Annotated in this window: 13 protein-coding genes; 5 read left to right on the top strand and 8 right to left on the bottom strand. The window is 32.9% G+C overall.

Going from position 1 to position 17,094, the window contains the following annotated elements; all coding sequences use genetic code 11:
• Positions 1-70: 70 nt before the first annotated feature.
• From GQR60_RS06930 to GQR60_RS06910, 5 genes are all read right to left on the bottom strand, one after another.
• Positions 71-613, bottom strand: a complete 543-nt coding sequence (locus GQR60_RS06930; protein ID WP_124992234.1) for a class IV adenylate cyclase — start codon at positions 611-613, stop codon at positions 71-73.
• Between the two features lie 124 nt (positions 614-737).
• On the bottom strand, positions 738-1,304 hold the full coding sequence (locus tag GQR60_RS06925) for a chemotaxis protein CheB (protein WP_124992233.1): 567 nt from the start codon (positions 1,302-1,304) through the stop codon (positions 738-740).
• Positions 1,304-2,146 carry a CheR family methyltransferase gene (locus GQR60_RS06920; protein WP_124992232.1) on the bottom strand — a complete coding sequence of 281 codons (843 nt, stop codon included), beginning with the start codon at positions 2,144-2,146 and terminating at the stop codon, positions 1,304-1,306. Before GQR60_RS06920 ends, GQR60_RS06925 begins: the two co-directional genes overlap by 1 nt.
• 3 nt (positions 2,147-2,149) lie before the next feature.
• On the bottom strand, positions 2,150-3,745 hold the full coding sequence (locus GQR60_RS06915; RefSeq protein WP_124992231.1) for a response regulator: 1,596 nt from the start codon (positions 3,743-3,745) through the stop codon (positions 2,150-2,152).
• 82 nt (positions 3,746-3,827) lie between these two features.
• Positions 3,828-7,574 carry a response regulator gene (locus GQR60_RS06910; protein WP_124992230.1) on the bottom strand — a complete coding sequence of 1,249 codons (3,747 nt, stop codon included), beginning with the start codon at positions 7,572-7,574 and terminating at the stop codon, positions 3,828-3,830.
• 311 nt (positions 7,575-7,885) lie between these two features.
• Here GQR60_RS06910 and GQR60_RS06905 point away from each other — a divergent pair, with 311 nt between their 5' ends.
• The 3 genes from GQR60_RS06905 to GQR60_RS06895 all read left to right on the top strand — a co-directional run bounded on the left by GQR60_RS06905 (position 7,886) and on the right by GQR60_RS06895 (position 10,184).
• On the top strand, positions 7,886-8,422 hold the full coding sequence (locus GQR60_RS06905) for a hypothetical protein (protein ID WP_124992229.1): 537 nt from the start codon (positions 7,886-7,888) through the stop codon (positions 8,420-8,422).
• On the top strand, positions 8,406-8,951 hold the full coding sequence (locus GQR60_RS06900) for a PepSY-associated TM helix domain-containing protein (protein WP_124992228.1): 546 nt from the start codon (positions 8,406-8,408) through the stop codon (positions 8,949-8,951). Before GQR60_RS06905 ends, GQR60_RS06900 begins: the two co-directional genes overlap by 17 nt.
• Positions 8,952-9,140: 189 nt before the next feature.
• Entirely contained in the window at positions 9,141-10,184 is a 1,044-nt protein-coding gene (locus GQR60_RS06895; protein WP_124992227.1) for a tetratricopeptide repeat protein, read from the top strand.
• Positions 10,185-10,248: 64 nt separating this feature from the next.
• Here GQR60_RS06895 and GQR60_RS06890 read toward each other — a convergent pair whose 3' ends face one another.
• Complete coding sequence (locus GQR60_RS06890) at positions 10,249-10,755, bottom strand: LytTR family DNA-binding domain-containing protein (RefSeq protein WP_124992226.1); 507 nt, start codon at positions 10,753-10,755, stop codon at positions 10,249-10,251.
• Between the two features lie 522 nt (positions 10,756-11,277).
• On the opposite strand from GQR60_RS06890, the gene GQR60_RS06885 reads away from it, so the two are divergent.
• Positions 11,278-12,360 carry a sensor histidine kinase gene (locus tag GQR60_RS06885; protein WP_124992225.1) on the top strand — a complete coding sequence of 361 codons (1,083 nt, stop codon included), beginning with the start codon at positions 11,278-11,280 and terminating at the stop codon, positions 12,358-12,360.
• A 34-nt stretch (positions 12,361-12,394) separates the two neighbouring features.
• Here the strand turns inward: GQR60_RS06885 and GQR60_RS06880 are convergent, their stop codons facing one another.
• A complete protein-coding gene (locus tag GQR60_RS06880; RefSeq protein ID WP_124992224.1) occupies positions 12,395-14,740 on the bottom strand; it encodes an ABC transporter permease in 2,346 nt (781 codons plus the stop codon).
• A 32-nt stretch (positions 14,741-14,772) separates the two neighbouring features.
• A complete protein-coding gene (locus GQR60_RS06875) occupies positions 14,773-15,486 on the bottom strand; it encodes an ABC transporter ATP-binding protein (protein WP_124992223.1) in 714 nt (237 codons plus the stop codon).
• 225 nt (positions 15,487-15,711) lie between these two features.
• Between GQR60_RS06875 and GQR60_RS06870 the strand changes: the two genes are divergently transcribed.
• Positions 15,712-17,085 carry a sigma-54-dependent transcriptional regulator gene (locus GQR60_RS06870; protein WP_124992222.1) on the top strand — a complete coding sequence of 458 codons (1,374 nt, stop codon included), beginning with the start codon at positions 15,712-15,714 and terminating at the stop codon, positions 17,083-17,085.
• Positions 17,086-17,094 lie beyond the last annotated feature (9 nt).

The following is a 17,094-nucleotide window of genomic DNA, read 5'->3' as shown; positions in this document are numbered from 1 at the left end:
ATTCTATTTTAAAGTTACTAAATTGTTCTATGATATAAGTAAAAAAAATATTACTGATTCGGTAGAAATATTATTCATCAACTAAAATCTGACTAAAAAGATTATTCTGTTGTAGCAGATCGGAGTATGACTCTGATATTAAATATTTTGCATTGATTTCTAGGGTTTTAATATATTGATTGCATTGTTCCTGCAATTTATCTATTGATATGCTGCCATCATTATCTTTGGCTATGATTTCAACAAAATCACCTAAACCTTTAACAGTGTCGATATGGCATGTCACATTATCTTTAGTATAAATTTCTCTTGTTTTTTCGACTACAGACCTTGTACCTAAAGTCTTTGCAAGAATTTCTTTTAAAGTAGAATCAGGATTTGTTGGATAAAGGTGAACCTGACTTTCAGTAGATCCTTTTTTGTCTTCCCTAATGTAATGGATTAGCATATTTTCGATAGATCCTTCTTTGAACTTTAGTATGCCTGATTTGGAATGGAAGTAAGTGTCTGTTTGGTGATCAGTTCTGTTGCACCCGGCGCCAATTGACAAAAGTATTTTTCTAATTTTCTCCTTGTTTTCACAATAAGCTTTAATCTCTATATTAGTTGGCATTTTCTTCGAATTAGTTATTGCGGAAAGTTCGGGAAAAATAATGATTTATATCTTACTCCAATATAATCTGAAATGTTTTGGAGCTTATTTATAAATAAATCCGGCTATAGGTTCTATTATCAGCTTAATATAGTTCACTTAATTCGATTATTTTTTTTGAAATCTGGTCTAAGGGTAAGATGTAGTCTGGTTTCATTATTTCAATGGCCGAAGCAGGCATTATTGTAGCAGTAGCTGTTTCTGGATCTTCAACGATAGTAATTCCAGCATATTTTTGAATTTCTTTTATTCCATGGGCACCATCCTTATTTAATCCGGTTAAGAGAATACCAACCAATTGATTTTTAAAGTGCCAGGCTGCCGATTCAAACAAAACATCAATTGATGGTCTCGAATGATGTATTTTAGGATCAGCAGATAAAGCAATGGTAGAATCGTTTTCTATTAGCATATGATAGTTTGGGGGGGCAAAATAAACCGTTCCGGGTTTTATTTCTTCCTTTTCTTCGGCCTCTTTTATTTTTACTTTACTCTGTTTTTTTAGGTATCGAATGAAGGAATCGTTTTTATTATCACCAATATGAAGTACAACAAAAACAGCCAAAGGAAAATCTTTTGACAGATGGGGAATAATGGCTTTTAAAGCATCTAAACCTCCATAAGACGTACCTATAACAGCAGCTCTAAACATTAATTGATTCTCTTTTTATATATTTTTTGTGAGGAATCGATATTGGCAAAATTGCTTTCTAATTGCGTAAAACGAAGGCTCTCTTTTGTACCCAAACACAAAAATCCGCTTGATGATAAACTTTTGTAGAATAAGTCGATCACTTTATTTTGTAAATCTTTATTAAAGTAGATTAAGACATTTCTGCATAGGATTAAATTAACCTCAGCAAAAACATTGTCGGTTACTAAATTGTGATCAGCAAAAACGACTTTTTTTGAAAGAGATTGATCCAGTTTAAGAGAACCGTATTTAAGAGTATAATAGTCGGAAAGTTTCCCCTTACCGCCGGCTTCGAGGTAATTTCGACTAAATTTTCCAAGATCTTGAGTTGGGTATATTCCTAATTTAGCAATATCCAAAACTCTTCGATTAAAATCTGTAGCATAAATCTGACATCTGTCAAGCAGATTTTCTTCTTTTAAAAGAATTGCAAGCGAGTAAACTTCTTCACCGGTTGCACATCCGGCATGCCAGATTTTAATAAACGGGTAGGTTCTTAAATTTGGCACAACATGCTCACGAAAGGAGGAATAGAATTCCGGATCGCGAAACATTTCGGTAACGTTTATGGATAGATCTTCCAGTAAGCTGATAAAAAAGCTTTTATCCCGAAGAATTTTATCCTGCATCTGAGAAATTGTTTCAAATCTTCCAATTGCCATACGATGCATTAAACGCCTTTTGATATGTGCGGTTGAATAATCTCTAAAGTCGTAACCATATTTCTGAAATATTGCCTCAAGAAACAAAGGAATTTCTATATCGATATTTTCGAGATTTTCAAGTAGGTTTGGATTCATATCTTATTGTGCGATGCTTTTCGACGCCTGACTCAAAATTTTTCTAAGATCAGCTTCTTTAAATGGTTTAGTCAGGAAATCGTTCATGCCGGCTTCAGTACATTTTTGTTTGTCTTCGATAAAACTATTGGCTGTAAGAGCAACAATATATGTCGGTTCATCAATAGTTTCAGAAATTTCGAAGCTTCTAATTTTTTCGGTGGCGCTAATTCCATCAAGAACAGGCATCTGCATGTCCATAAGAATAATTTGATGACGGTTTTTTTTATACAACTCAAGAGCTTCAACGCCATTTTTTGCAATGTCACAAGTTAATCCCATCATTCGAAGGGTGAGTGTAACCACTTTTTGGTTTATTGGATTGTCCTCAGCTACGAGTATCGATAAGTTAGAAGGGAGTGTAATGTTTTGATGAATGGGCATATTTTCTTTTCTTTCTTTGCATCCAAATTTCAATTCGAACATGAATTCTGAACCAACTCCCAGTTCGCTTTCTACAATAATTTTTCCGCCCATTAATTGAGTAATATTTTTTGAAATGGCAAGGCCAAGACCTGTTCCTCCATATTCCCTGGTGATTGAACTGTCTGATTGGGTGAATTCTCTAAATAGTTTTTTTTGTGCATCCTTTGATATTCCAATACCGGTATCTTTAATGGTGAAGAATAAAGACACATGCTCTTTCGATTTTTCAATGCATTTTATAGATAGGGTAACAGAACCGTTTTGTGTGAATTTGATTGCATTATTTGTCAAATTCATGAGTACTTGATTTAAACGAAATGAGTCTCCTATTAAATTTTCAGGAATGATTTCATCCACCTCAATTTTAAATTCAATTTCTCTTTCAATGGCTTTATAATTTAAAAGATGAAAAATTGTGTCGGTTACTTTTCGGATATCAAAATCAATCTCCTCAATTTCAATTTGTCCTGCTTCAATTTTCGAGTAATCTAATATATCATTAATAATTTGAATTAAATTTTCACCTGATCTAGCCATCACATCAAGCATCTCTTTTTGCTCTGAATTGAGTTCGGATTGCAGTAAAAGTTTTGAAAGACCTAAGATTCCATTCATCGGAGAACGAATTTCATGTGACATGTTTGCCAAAAATAATGATTTTGATCGGGTCGCTTCCTCAGCTTTATTTTTTTCAATGATAAGTTCCTCATTCTTTTTTTCTAAATAGACCAGCAGCAAATCCAATTCTTTACGCTGACGATATAAATCCAGAAATACACTTACTTTTCCTTTCAAAACTTCAGGAATAATAGGTTTCGGAATAAAATCGACAGCTCCGGTTTCTATTCCTTTAATGATGTGTAAATCGCTTTGATGAATTGCAGAAACAAAGATCACCGGTAAATACTTGGTTTTCTTTCGCTGCCTCATTAATTCGAGGGTTTCATAGCCATCCATTTCTGGCATTTGCACATCAAGAACAGCCATTGCAAATTCATCTTTCAGAGTATATTTTAGGGCATCTTCTCCAGATGATGCACGAACAAATTCAACATCAAAATCGCTAAGAATTCTTTCAAGGCTTATCAAATTTTCTTCCTTGTCATCAACGATTAATATTTTGTCTTTTTTCATTTTCCTGTTATTGTTTGTTGTCCAATTGTATTTTGTTTGGTACTGATTTTCTGCTTTAATTGAATCTATTTTAAAAGTATAGTTAGTTGTAAAGCCAAATTTTTAACATTGAAAACAATTTATTTTCATCTATTGGTTTTGATAAATAATCATTTGCTCCCGATGAAATTGCCTTTTCATAATCTTCTTTCATTGCCTTGGCAGTCAGGCAAATAATCGGAATATTTTTAATTCCCGGAGTTTTTCGAATTATAGTCATGGCTTCATAACCATCCATTTCCGGCATCATAATATCCATAAGTACTAAATCTACGTTTTTGTTTTCTTTTAAAACATCAACTGCAATTTTACCATTCTCAGCTTCAAAAACCTCTATTTCTTTATCTTCAAGTATTTTGCCCAGTGCAAAAATATTTCTGATTTCATCATCAACAACCAGTACTTTTTTTCCTTTAAAAATAGAATCATCTATTTCGGTAACCTTAATTTTAGGATTATCGGGAATTGTTGTTGCAACATGATGCAGAAAGAGGGTGACTTCGTCCATTAATCGTTCATCGGATTTTAATCCTTTTAAAATAATCGAATTGGTGTATTTGCTTAGTTGCCGGTGTTCTTCCCGTGATAATTCTTTACCTGTATAAATAATTGTGTTTGGTATAATTATATTGGCTTCGGACAGCTTGGTCAGCAGTTCATTCCCTGTGAAATCAGGCAGACCTAAATCTAATATTACGCAATCGTAACTATTTTCTCTAATTAGCTTAAAGGCTTCAATTCCAGTAGAAACTTCTTCTATTTCAGCATTTGTTGATTTTAAAAGTGTTCTAATAATTTTTCGGGTAAACGAATCATCTTCAACGATTAAGATTTTTTTAGATTCTGAAAATAGTTCTTTTTGAATTTTTTTAATGGCACTCGAGAAATCTGTAGCTTTAACAGTTGGCAGTACATTTTTTTCCCTTTCTCTGATTCCCTCTACAGGATTTACGATATGAATTGGCAAATTAGATGCGAACGGGTGTGATCTTAACCGATCCAATTCTGTTTCGCCATTTTTCATCAGTAATTCTACTCCTATGATTATTGCCGAAGGTTGATGAGCTTCAATGAGTAAAATTGCATCTTCAACATTTGAGGCAGCCAAAGCGTGAAAACTGCTTTCGTGAATTTGGTAGTACAATAAACTTGCTTCTTTTTTGTCGGGATGAATAATTACTACAGTAGAACCTGTATGTGGAATATCTCGATCATCATCAATGAAAAGAGGAAGAACAATATGTTTTTCTTCATCAGGCTGCAAGTCTTTCTCCTGCAACTCTAAAGCAGAGTTTTGAACGGTTTTAACAGATTGTTTCACCGGTAATAGTAAAGTGAAAGTAGATCCTTTTCCAGATTCACTTTCCACATGGATTTCGCCACCCAGCATTCTGGCCAATTCTTTTGAAATAGACAAGCCTAATCCTGTGCCGCCATATCTTCTGGAAGTACTCCCGTCGGCTTGTTGAAATGCTTCAAAAATAGCATCTTTCTTTTGGTCTGGTATTCCTACTCCGGTATCAGTAACAACAAAAGCACATGTTTCAATTTCTTTTAAATCATCTCGTCGCACTATTTCCTGATCAGTAAGCTTTCTCATAGTTACAGAAATAGTACCTTTCGAAGTGAACTTGAATGCATTCGATAAAAGATTTTTTAAGATTTGAGCTAAACGCAATTGGTCTGTTTCTATTGTTTTTGGGAAATCCTCTTCAATATCGATGGTGAAATTTATTTTTTTCTTTTCAGCCTGATGTTTAAAATTCATTAATATTTCCTGCGCGATACTGTCGGAACCCAGATTTTCGAAATGAACAGTCATTTTCCCTGCTTCAATTTTCGAAAGGTCCAGAATTTCATTAATAAGCTGAAGCAGATCCTTGCCGCTTTTGTTAATAATTTCGATTGATTCAATATCTTCATCATCTAAATTACCCTTTTTGTTTTTCGCGAGAAGATTTGATAAAATAAGTAAACTATTTAATGGAGTTCTCAATTCGTGAGACATATTTGCAAGGAAATCAGTCTTGTACTGACTTGTTTGCTCCAATTCGCGTGCTTTCGTTTCTAACTTTTCATGTGTTTGGGATAAGCTAATGTTCTTGCTTTGAATTTCGTCTTTTTGAATCTCCAATTGGTTGGTTCGTTCCTCCAATTCCTCGTTGGCAACTCTCAACTCTTCCTGCTGAACCTGAAGTTTTTTTTCGTTATCAATTAGTATTTTAGTTTGTTCAGCTAATTCTTCGTTGGCCACCCGAAGTTCTTCTTGCTGAACCTGTAATTCGCTTGCTTGCTTCTGAGTAGTATCTAATAAATTCTCCAGTCGGACGCGAGCTAATGTTGAGGCAATTTTCACAGTAATACTTTCACGAACAGCTTTAATGAATTCAATTTCCGATTCGCTGATCTTTTTAATCGATGCTAATTCCATTACACCCCAAAGGGTGCTGTTAAAAATTAATGGAACAATAACAATGTTGGTAGGTTTTATTTCCCCCGTTCCAGAGAAAATTGTAAAATAATCTTCAGGAACATCTTTAATGTGTTTTAGTTTTTTTGTTCGAGCTACCTGACCAAGTAAGCCATGCCCTAATCTAATATTTTTGTATTGATTTTTATTGGGTATACCAATGGAAGCAGTAAGTGATAAATTCTGATTTTCTTCCTGATAAACGTAAATTGCACCAAGCTCAGCACTTAAAAATTCAGTCATGAATATAAGAGAGTTGTCCGAAACTTCATTTAAATTTTGATCCCCTTGAAGAACTCCATTCAATTGATTCACACCAGATTTAAACCATGACGTTTCATCATTTATGGTTTTTGCATCCTTAAGGGTTTTCACCATCTGATTTAAAGAGGTTGATAATTCATCTTCTTTGGATTTAGGCGTAAGACTTACGCTTAAATCTCCATGTGCAACTTTTTGTGTGTAGTTAACAACATTCTGAAAATCTTGTTGAATAATGTCGAAAGAATTAGCTAAAGCACCAATTTCATCTTTTGAATTAATACTTAAAGGAGTGCGAAAGTTACCTTTGGCAATAAGTTTAAAATTGTTCACCATTTGTTGAACAGGAACAGAAATTGATTTGGAAATATATCTTGACAATAGCAGAATTGTAATTGCAAGGAGTAAAGCAATTCCGAGCATCACCCACATTAATGCAGAATTGGTTTTTTCCGCTAAATTACTAAGAACAGAACTAATTTCTGTATAGTGTTGTTTAATCTCGCTTAGCTGTATTTTTGTTGTATCAAGGTTTATATTTTCTCTTTTTGTAAGTAATTCATTTTTTATTTTTTCAACAAGATCAAGGGTTTTTTTTGCATGAATTCTCGTGTCTTTAATGTTGCTGTTGTTTAGTGTTTTCAGTATTTTTAAGCGATTCACTAAAAGTCTGGCATTATTAATCTCATTATTATAGATTTCAGGAAAATTCTTGAACAGATCGTTTGCTATTTCATCATCGCTTTTGAATGTGAAGTCATTGTTGATTTGTATAAAGTCTTCAGCTAAATGGTTTGCCCGGGTTAAATATTCGGCAGATCTTTCAAGATGTTCAACGTCTTTCGAAATTTTGAAATTATAAAGTTCCTCAGTGGCATTTTGTAGTAGAGTTTGATGAACACGTACGCCATTAATTATTAAATCAAGAGTTTTGTTTGTGTTGAAAAAATAGTTTGAAGTCAAACTTAAGAAAAGGATACTTAAAAGTGTTAGAAGAGTCAGCAAAAGCAGCTTGGATTTAATCTTCCAGTCTTTAAATCGTGTAAATCTTGTGAGCATAGTGTTTGAACCGTATTAAATACTTTATGAACAATTTTGTTTGTGTGTTCTTATTATCCGTAATATTACGGTATTGTGCGCGAATGGTTACTAAAGTAGTTCGAATGTTACTTTTTATTACTTCAATTTCTAAAGTAGTGATTTTTTCAATTACCGGCATCAAAACCAATGGATATTTAATTTCATTTTTTTCCATGTATTATGGAAAGAAATATTGTTAATGAATTGTTATTTTGTTAGGATTTATTCCTTGGTAATCATAAGTTTGTGTGAATCAAAACAAACAATTAATAATCCTAAAAAGTAACACAATGAAATACGTAAGCATCATTGCAATTTTTCTTTTTTGTATGTCTTGTAATTCAAAACAAAGAGAGGCAAAAGAAGGTAATATTGAAAAAAATCAGTTAGCACAAATCAAAACAGCTGTTGTAACCATTGATCAGTTAATGGTAAATGCTGAAGAATTGGTTGGTAAAGAAGTTCATTTTACAGGATTGGTAAATCATGTTTGCGCACATTCGGGCAAACGCTGTATTTTAAAGAATTTGGAAGGTAACTTATCTATTCGTGTAGAAGCAAGTGGGAATTTGGAGGGATTTGATAAAGAAATGGCCGGACAGGATATTACGGTGTCTGGAATTTTGAGAAAGACACGACTAGAAGAAGCTGCAATAGATGAATGGGAAACAGAAGTTAAGGCTAAGGATACTTCGGAAGACGGCGGAAAACATTGTAGTTCGGAAATGGCAAATATTAAGGAAATGCGAGATTGGATGAAAGAGAACAACAAAAATTATTATGCAATTTATTATGTAGACGGAAATAGTTATGAAGTTGTGGAATAATGTAAAAATTAGAAAATGGCTCCGTTTTATACATCGTGATCTGGGATATTTTTTTGTTGGAATCACTATTATTTATTCCGTGTCAGGTATTATTTTAAATCATAAAAAGAATGGGGAAGATCCGGCTTACCATACTGAGTCTAAAATAATACAGTTGGCTTCAAATTTAACACCAAATCAGTTAAAGGTTTATTGGGACAAAAACATTACGAATTATCCTTTAAACCGAATAATTCCTGATGACAGTAAATACAATGTTTATTTAAAAGGGGGATTGGGAAATTACGATCCGGTAAACGGACGCTTGTCATTTGAGGTGTATGAGAAAAAAGAATGGGTCTATTTTATTAATAAACTTCATTACAATAGTAGAAAAGGATGGACACTAATGGCAGATATTTTTGCCGTTGTACTGATTGTGTTCGCTTTATCCGGGATGTTTATGGTTCCTGGTAAAAAAGGGATTACCGGAAGAGGGAAGTGGTTGATTGTAATTGGAATAGTCATACCATTTTTGTTTTTTCTGTAAAAAATATAATTAAACAAAGAAGAGTTCATTGAGAAGGTTAAAAATACTTTTGAAATGAACTTTTTTTTGTAGTCGTTTTTATAAGCAAGTTGTGGAACGATAATTGACTAATCAATAGAATTCTTTAAATACTCATTTTGTTAATCAATTTATTCCTGTAAATTGCTAGCTCTAAATCTGATTTATGCCATGAATAGAATACTTGTTACACTACTACTGATCATTTTCCATATTAGCTCAATGAGTCAAAATAAGGAGCTGAAAAAATTGTTCTCGAAAGGAAAATACGATCAGGTAATTGAGAAAGCTCATTCTATGTTGCAGGGAAATGCAGTAGATCCGGATTTAAATTCGATTTTAGGTCGGGCCTACACAGATTCCAAGCAGTTTACAATTGCAGTCCCTTATTTGGAAAAAACGATCGCATCGGCAACAGTTTCGAGTGATGTAAAAGAAATCAGTAAGGCGTATTTGGCAAAATGCTATTTTATAAATGGCGAAGAACAAAGAGCTGTAAAACTATTAAAAGAATGTCAGAATGACAGAAAATCAAAAGAGGCTGCTAATTATGCGGATAAATATTTGAATTTGTTTCAAACCGGGATTTATTATAAAGTATGGGAAGTTGTGGAATCAGAGAATATTCGATTTCATTTTCAGGATAAAAATAAATTGGAGAATGTGGGTGCATTCATGGCAAGAAACGATCTTAACTATAAAAGAATTACAGAAACCCTCGGTGCTGAACCAATTAAAAAAGTAGATTTTTTTGTATGGAGCGATAGAAATGAGGCATTTAGAAAGTTTAATCGTCCTCTTGGGTTCTCAAATTCGGATCTTCGTATAGTGAACGTACTATATAATGCTCCTAATGACTACGAACTTTGCCATATGCTTTGTCAGATGGCAGTGCAGACAAAGTTCAGGACAATGTTGATTAAGGAAGGTTTGGGAATGTATTTCGACCAAATGGACCAGAATTTATTGAGAATTGCACGGCTTAGAGTTCCAAAGGATAAGTTTTCATTACTGCAGTTGTGGGAAGAACCCACTAAATATGAAAGAGATCTAAGTTATCCTGTTGGAGCGGCTTTTATTGAATTTTTAATCAATAAAGGAGGAAAGCAAAAATTGAAAGAGTTCTTAAAAATACAAACCATAAAACATGCCGTGGAAGTTTATCCAGAGTTTCATAAATGGGTGAAAACATTTGAAGCTATGTTAATGAGGTGAAATTTTCCTTTACTGGCTGATGGTATTCTACATAAGAAAACTTGCTTCTGAATAGCAGCAAGAGCTATTCAATTCCTTCTGTAATTTCATTGAAATTAGGTATTTTTTTAATCCATTTATAAAACTCCCTCTCTTTACTGTTTGTAATAGAAACTATTTTGTCTTTAGGTATTTTTAATCTCACCGAAATTTTACCATTCGAAGAGGTAATTTTTTTGATATTGTTTTTGTTGACAATACATTGTCTATTGATTCTAAAGAAGCTATCGTTAAGTAATTCCTCGTAATGATTAAGAGAGTGTGTTAACACAAAATTGTTTCCTGAAAAATTGATCAACGTAACTATTTTGCACTCAATATACATATAAGCAATAGTACTGCTGTTTATAGTTAAAGTTTCACCTCGTTTTTGAATTTGTATGTGTTCTTCAGTATTGATACTCGCTCTGTTTAAAATTTGCAATGTGTTCGACGAGGTATAATGAAAGGGAGTCCCTTCTATCGTGATTTTATATTCTTGTTGATCTTCTACAGCTTGTTGGTATTTCTTGCAATTCTCTTTACAATTCATGTTTGTTGTATATGTGTTTTAATTATTACCATAAAGGAGGGAACTGGATAATCAGCTTAAATCATGAAAATTATTAACATATAAATAAAATACTGAGTTGCTAATGTTTTGCTTGGAATTTCCGGTCTATTATTATTATAGATTAATTGAATTTTAATAATTATGTAGTATATGGATAATAGCTAGCAAATATATAGAATTGAGATGATGAATTTCAATGGAGGATTTAGATTTGTTGACGAATGGTTGTTTATTGTATGTTAATCTTGCTTTGTCAGGAGATATTTTCTGTCGATGGAGTAGAGTGATTGATAAACAAAGATTCGATTTCAATCATAATTTTATTTGTCATTTTATCATGTCGATGAATATTGTGAGTAAAAGGTTGTGGATATTTATTTTTTTTAAGGGGGGATTAGTATAATAAGTGATTTTCAAGTTTGGAAGTTTAAGCGTAAGAAGGCATTTTTACTATGACATTGGGAAGAGGAATATTGCCAATAGTAAAATCTTGATATAATCATGAGAGAAAACAAAAAGAAAGCTTTGCTATTTTGTGTTGATAATAAAGAGCGGGAAATGCTATCCATAATATTAGATGCTTTTTCGGTTGAAGTATTTGAAGAAACATGTATGAATCGGGCAATAAATGTAGTTAATGAACACGGTATTGATTACATTCTTGGGAATGAGGAGGAAGAGAAATTTATTAGTGCAAAAAGCACTTTTACAAGACAAGCGAATACTACTTTTCAATTTATTTTTTTTCATAAAAGTGCATTTTACTTTTATTTAAAAATTTTTAGGAATGAGGAGGATTTCTTTGATTTAAAAATCGATATAAATGATTTTTTTGGAAATCAAAAGTCACGTGAAATATCGAATGACAATCTCCTCTCTATTTTAAGTCATGAAATGTTCACACCTCTTAATTCGGTACTAGGATTTTCTAAGTTGCTTCAGGAATATAGTTATACAGAAAAAGATGTGAAAAAGTATTCAGGGTATATTTATAAATCTGGACAGAAAATACATAATAAATATCGATTACTATTAGATTTTATTGCATTAAAAGAAGGAGGAAGAGATTGTCATTTTTCTTATTTTTCCATTGTCTCTCTTTTTAGTGATCTTTTGGAGAAATATAAATTTAAAAAGGAATCTATTCTGCTTGAAGTTGAATATAATTATGATCTAAGTCAGGTTGAAGTTTTTACGGATAAAACCAAAGTAGAAAAAATACTTGAAAATCTTTTAGATAATGCAATAAAATTCACGGAAGAGGGAACAGTTGTTTTTGGCTTTGCAATTAATAAGAATAAGTCATTGGTTCTTTTTGTGAAAGATACTGGTATTGGAATTTCAAAAGAACATCTGAATTCTGTTTTTGATGCCTTTTGGCAAGTGGATAACTCTGATTCAAGAAGATATGGTGGTTTGGGGATTGGATTGTATTTGGTGAAGGAATTTCTAGATCAGTTGAATGGAAAAATAGTATTGAATTCGGAGGAAAGTAAGGGCACTTGTATTCAAATAGAAATACCTCTTCCCGAATCAATTCAGTCTGAAGCGATTCAATTGGAAGAGGTATGTTCTTTTAAATAATAACTGCTAAAATACTAAAATGTTAACCGTGCTGTTATTCGTATTTTAAACTTTTAATAGGGTTTTGGGTGGCTGATTTCCAGCTTTGATATCCTACTGTAATAATGGAAATTGCAAAAACTAACATGGCAACCGATAAAAATACCCACCAAGGCATATTAATCCGGAAGGCAAATTTGCTTAGGTAATTGTCCATAAAATACCAAGCCAAAGGCCAGGCGATAATATTTGCAAGAACTACCCATTTGGTAAATTCTCTGGAAAAGAGTGTTATTAAATTGCTGACAGTGGCTCCTAAAACTTTCCGAACGCCAATTTCTTTTGTTTTTTCTTCGGCCATAAATGAAGCTAGTCCGAAAAGTCCCAGACACGAAATTAAAATGGTTAAAATTGAAAAGTATTTTAGAATAGCAATTGTACTCTCTTCCTCTTTATATTGGGACGTGTAATTATCTTCTAAGAAGTTAATAATTGTAGGAAATCCCGGATTGTATTTTTGACATACTTTTTCGATATGTGCCAAGGCTCTGCTGTTACTGTTTGTTTCGATTTTAACTGCCAAAAAATTATAATATTTATAAGGAATAAAAGCCATTGGTCCAATTTTTTGCTGTAAACCTCTATAATTGAAATCTTTTATAACACCAATTATTCGTTTGTTTGATCCCCAATGCACAATGGTCTTATCAATAGCCGAATTCTTATCAATCATTTTAGCAAATGTTTCGTTTATCACTAATGTAAGAGAATCGGCATCAAAGTTATCTTTGTTAAAAAAACGACCTTCAACTAATGGGGTTTTGTATACATCTATAAAATCAGGATCTGAAAAATACATGTGAACCAAAACATCTTTAGTTGATTCGTCATTATTCCATTCATATCCGCCACCATTACTGCCAAGATTTATTGGAAGATCAGAACCAAAAGTTGAGCTTAGAATACTAGGATCAATCATTAACTCTTCTTTTATGCTTTTAAGATTTTCATTCATATTTCCATTTAATACCACGAAAGCAACGTTCGATTTGTCGATGCCAGTCGAAGCTGTTTTCAAATATTTTGTTTGAAGAGTAATGGTAAGAGTGCTGATAAGTAGAAAAACAGTTAATGTAAATTGGAGAACGACTAATACTTTTCGGAAAGCCGTAGCTTTTTTTCCAGAGCTTGTAACTCCTTTCAGAACTTCAATTGTTTTATACGAGGTAATGTAAAAGGCAGGATATGCTCCGGCAAATAGTCCTGTGAATAATACTACAGAAATCATGATGCTTAGAAATCTCCAATCTGTATAATCTAATTGCAGGTACTGTCCCAGAATGTTATTGAATTCAGGAATAAATACCCGAACCAATATAATTGCAAAATTGATTGCGATCAATGAAACCAGTACAGACTCAAAAAGAAATTGCCAGATTAATTGTGGTTTAGAAGAACCTATAGCCTTTTTTAAACCTATTTCCTTCGCCCTTTTGGATGCTCTTGCAGTAGAAAGATTCATAAAGTTAAAACAAGCAATCAGCAATATAAATAAGGCAATAATTAAAAATATGCGGATGTTTTTTAAGTTGGTTTCTTTTCCTTCCAAAGAGTATAAATGTGTTTTACTTACCGGAAAAAGAGATATTCTTTCGGTAGATTCAGCCTCCACATTATCAACATAGAAAGTACTTAGTTTTTCACTTACTGCATCAGGGTCTGTACTTGCATCCAATTCTACAAATCCCGAATAGGAATGATTACCCCAGCTTTCCCAGCCGGTCCAATCTTTCTTTTTAAATTCGAATGACATTAGCAAATCAAAATCAAAAATAGTATTGGATGGGAGGTTTTTTAATACACCTGTAATAGTAATATCGTATTTTTCGTTTAATTTAATTACTTGCCCAATGGGATCATTATTACCAAAGTATTTTTTAGCGAATTTCTCTGAAATAACGATTGAATATGGATCTTCAAATACTTTCTCGGCTGTTCCTTTTAGTAACGGGAATGAAAACATCTGAAAGAAATCAGCATCTGCATGAAAAATTCGCTCGTAATTCTTTTTCCCGTTTATACTCAATAAACTTTTCTCTCCCCAAGGATCGTAGTTTGTTGCATGTACAATCTCAGGTGTTTTTTCGTTCATTAAATCGACAAGTTTCCCCGGTATGTTAGGCCATCCGTATTCTTGTCCGCTGTAGGTTTGCCAGTTTACAATCTGAAAAAGTTGTTTTTCTTTTTTGTGAAATTTATCGTAGCTAAATTCATGATTTACCCATAATAATAGAAGCAGAGTACAGGCCATACCAATAGCCAGCCCTGATATATTTATAAAACTATATCCTTTGTTGCGGATTAAATTTCGATAGGCAATTTTAAGGTTGTTGAAAAACATGATATGGGTTTTAATATTTTGAATTGTCTAAATTATAAAAAGGAAACGGCATTGGCAGGCGTTGCTATTTTGGATTTGTTGTTTTCACTCACAATTTGTCCGTCGAATAATTGAATTATTCTGCTTGCCCTTTCTGCATCGGAGCTCGAATGCGTAACCATCACAATGGTTGTACCTTCGTCATTAAGCTGTGAAAGTAAGTTCATAACTTCATTGCCGTTAGCAGAATCAAGATTCCCTGTTGGTTCATCAGCTAAAATTAAATGAGGATTGGCAACAACAGCTCTGGCGATGGCAACTCTTTGCTGTTGTCCGCCAGATAATTGTTGAGGAAAATGCTTACTTCTATTTTCGATCTGAACTCGTTTCAAAACTTCATTTACTTTTAATTTTCTCTCAACAGCAGGCACTTTTTGGTAAATCAATGGAAGTTCTACATTTTCATAAACGCTTAATTCATCGATTAAATTAAAACTTTGAAAAACGAATCCAATATTTTCTTTCCTCAGTTTCGTTCTTTGTTTTTCTGAGTAGTGAGATACTTCATTCTCAATGAATCTAAAATTGCCTTGGCTTGGGTTGTCCAATAATCCAATAATATTTAATAATGTTGATTTTCCACAACCAGATGGCCCCATTATGGCAACAAATTCACCTTTTTTTATTTCTAAATTCAGATTCGAAAGAGCTGAAGTTTCTACTTCTTCGGTTCTGAATGTTTTACATAAATTTTCGGTTTTTATCATGGCTTTGTGTTTTTAATAATTATTGATGCTGGAAGCTATTTTCATACCAATATTCATAATTATATAATAGTGAGACTTTTATGGTTATTTGTAGTCGTTATTAAGGTTTCAAAGTGTCACAAAATCATCCAAGAGATGTATCAGAATGGAACAATTGGTTTTTTAGTTGATCAATTTGATTTACTTTTAAATTTGGAATAACGAAAGAGTAAATCTTTTTGAAAAATGAAAAAAGCAGGTAACGTATTAATTGTTGATGATAACAAGAGTGTTCTGGAATCTCTTCAATTGTTTTTGAAGCGCAAATTCGATGAGGTGATTATTTGCAGCAATCCGAATAGAATCCCCAATCTACTTTCCTGTCATAAATTTGATGTTGTACTTCTTGATATGAATTTTTCAACAGGTATTAACAATGGGAATGAAGGCTTGTTTTGGATGAAGGAGATATTGAAGATTGATTCGACTTTGGTAGTAATACTTTTTACAGCTTATGCCGAAGTTAATCTGGCAGTGAATGCAATGAAAGATGGAGCTGCTGATTTTATTTTGAAACCTTGGGATAATAAAAAACTATTTGCAACACTTAAAAGTGGTGTGGAATTGCATCAAACAAGACAAAAAGTTGAAAGTTTAGAAAATCAAAAACAGTTTTTGGAACAGGATTTAAATCAGAGTTTCGAGAAAATAATTGGTGATTCTGAAGCCATGAAACCTGTTTTTGAAACAATTAGAAAGGTAGCAAATACAGATGCTAATGTTCTTATTCTTGGTGAAAATGGTACAGGAAAAGAATTGGTTGCCAGAGAACTTCATTTGATGTCTGCCCGGAGAAATGAAATTTTTATGGGGGTAGATTTGGGATCTTTAAGTGAATCAATTTTTGAGAGTGAATTGTTTGGTCATGTAAAAGGTGCTTTTACCGATGCAAAAGAAGATCGGAAAGGACGTTTTCAATCTGCCTCCGGAGGAAGTCTTTTTTTGGATGAAATTGGTAATTTGTCGTTAGCCATGCAGGCAAAGTTGTTAGCTGTATTGCAAAACAGAAAAGTTACCCCTTTAGGTTCAAACCGGGAAGAGCATGTAGATATTCGCCTGATTTGTGCAACCAATCAAAATGTTCAGGAAATGATAATTGCAGGAAATTTTAGAGAAGATTTGTTGTATCGTATTAATACCATACAGATTGAGCTGCCACCTCTTCGTAACCGAGGGAATGATATCATTACAATTGCAGAACACTTTTTAAAACGCTATGCTGATAAATATGGAAAATCAGAGTTAAAGCTAAGACCTGAAACGAAAGAAAAATTACTAAACTATTTGTGGCCGGGAAATATTCGTGAACTCCGGCATTGCATGGAACGGGCTGTTATTTTAAATGATAAGGGAGAACTGAGCCCGGAAGATTTTCTTTTGGAAAAACAAAATTCAGGTATTGAGCTAGGAGACAGTCCTATAAGTTTGGATGAAGCTGAGAGGTTGATTATTGTAAATTCAATAAAAAGGAATCGTGGAAATATTAGCAGTGTCGCTAAAGAATTGAATATTGGCCGGCAGACATTGTATCGTAAAATTGAGAAATACAATATTTCTTAAAATCTAAAA

This window comes from Labilibaculum euxinicum (assembly GCF_009795715.1).
Taxonomy (GTDB): Bacteria; Bacteroidota; Bacteroidia; order Bacteroidales; family Marinifilaceae; genus Labilibaculum; species Labilibaculum euxinus.
This window is presented reverse-complemented; position numbering and strand designations above follow the sequence as displayed.

Coding starts and splice junctions, on each gene's coding strand:
- GQR60_RS06875 (WP_124992223.1), bottom strand. CDS start 15,486: ATGATAAAAACCGAAAATTTATGTAAAACATTCAGAACCGAAGAAGTA.
- GQR60_RS06905 (WP_124992229.1), top strand. CDS start 7,886: ATGAAATACGTAAGCATCATTGCAATTTTTCTTTTTTGTATGTCTTGT.
- GQR60_RS06925 (WP_124992233.1), bottom strand. CDS start 1,304: ATGTTTAGAGCTGCTGTTATAGGTACGTCTTATGGAGGTTTAGATGCT.
- GQR60_RS06910 (WP_124992230.1), bottom strand. CDS start 7,574: ATGCTCACAAGATTTACACGATTTAAAGACTGGAAGATTAAATCCAAG.
- GQR60_RS06895 (WP_124992227.1), top strand. CDS start 9,141: ATGAATAGAATACTTGTTACACTACTACTGATCATTTTCCATATTAGC.
- GQR60_RS06890 (WP_124992226.1), bottom strand. CDS start 10,755: ATGAATTGTAAAGAGAATTGCAAGAAATACCAACAAGCTGTAGAAGAT.
- GQR60_RS06885 (WP_124992225.1), top strand. CDS start 11,278: ATGAGAGAAAACAAAAAGAAAGCTTTGCTATTTTGTGTTGATAATAAA.
- GQR60_RS06920 (WP_124992232.1), bottom strand. CDS start 2,146: ATGAATCCAAACCTACTTGAAAATCTCGAAAATATCGATATAGAAATT.
- GQR60_RS06915 (WP_124992231.1), bottom strand. CDS start 3,745: ATGAAAAAAGACAAAATATTAATCGTTGATGACAAGGAAGAAAATTTG.
- GQR60_RS06900 (WP_124992228.1), top strand. CDS start 8,406: ATGAAGTTGTGGAATAATGTAAAAATTAGAAAATGGCTCCGTTTTATA.
- GQR60_RS06880 (WP_124992224.1), bottom strand. CDS start 14,740: ATGTTTTTCAACAACCTTAAAATTGCCTATCGAAATTTAATCCGCAAC.
- GQR60_RS06930 (WP_124992234.1), bottom strand. CDS start 613: ATGCCAACTAATATAGAGATTAAAGCTTATTGTGAAAACAAGGAGAAA.
- GQR60_RS06870 (WP_124992222.1), top strand. CDS start 15,712: ATGAAAAAAGCAGGTAACGTATTAATTGTTGATGATAACAAGAGTGTT.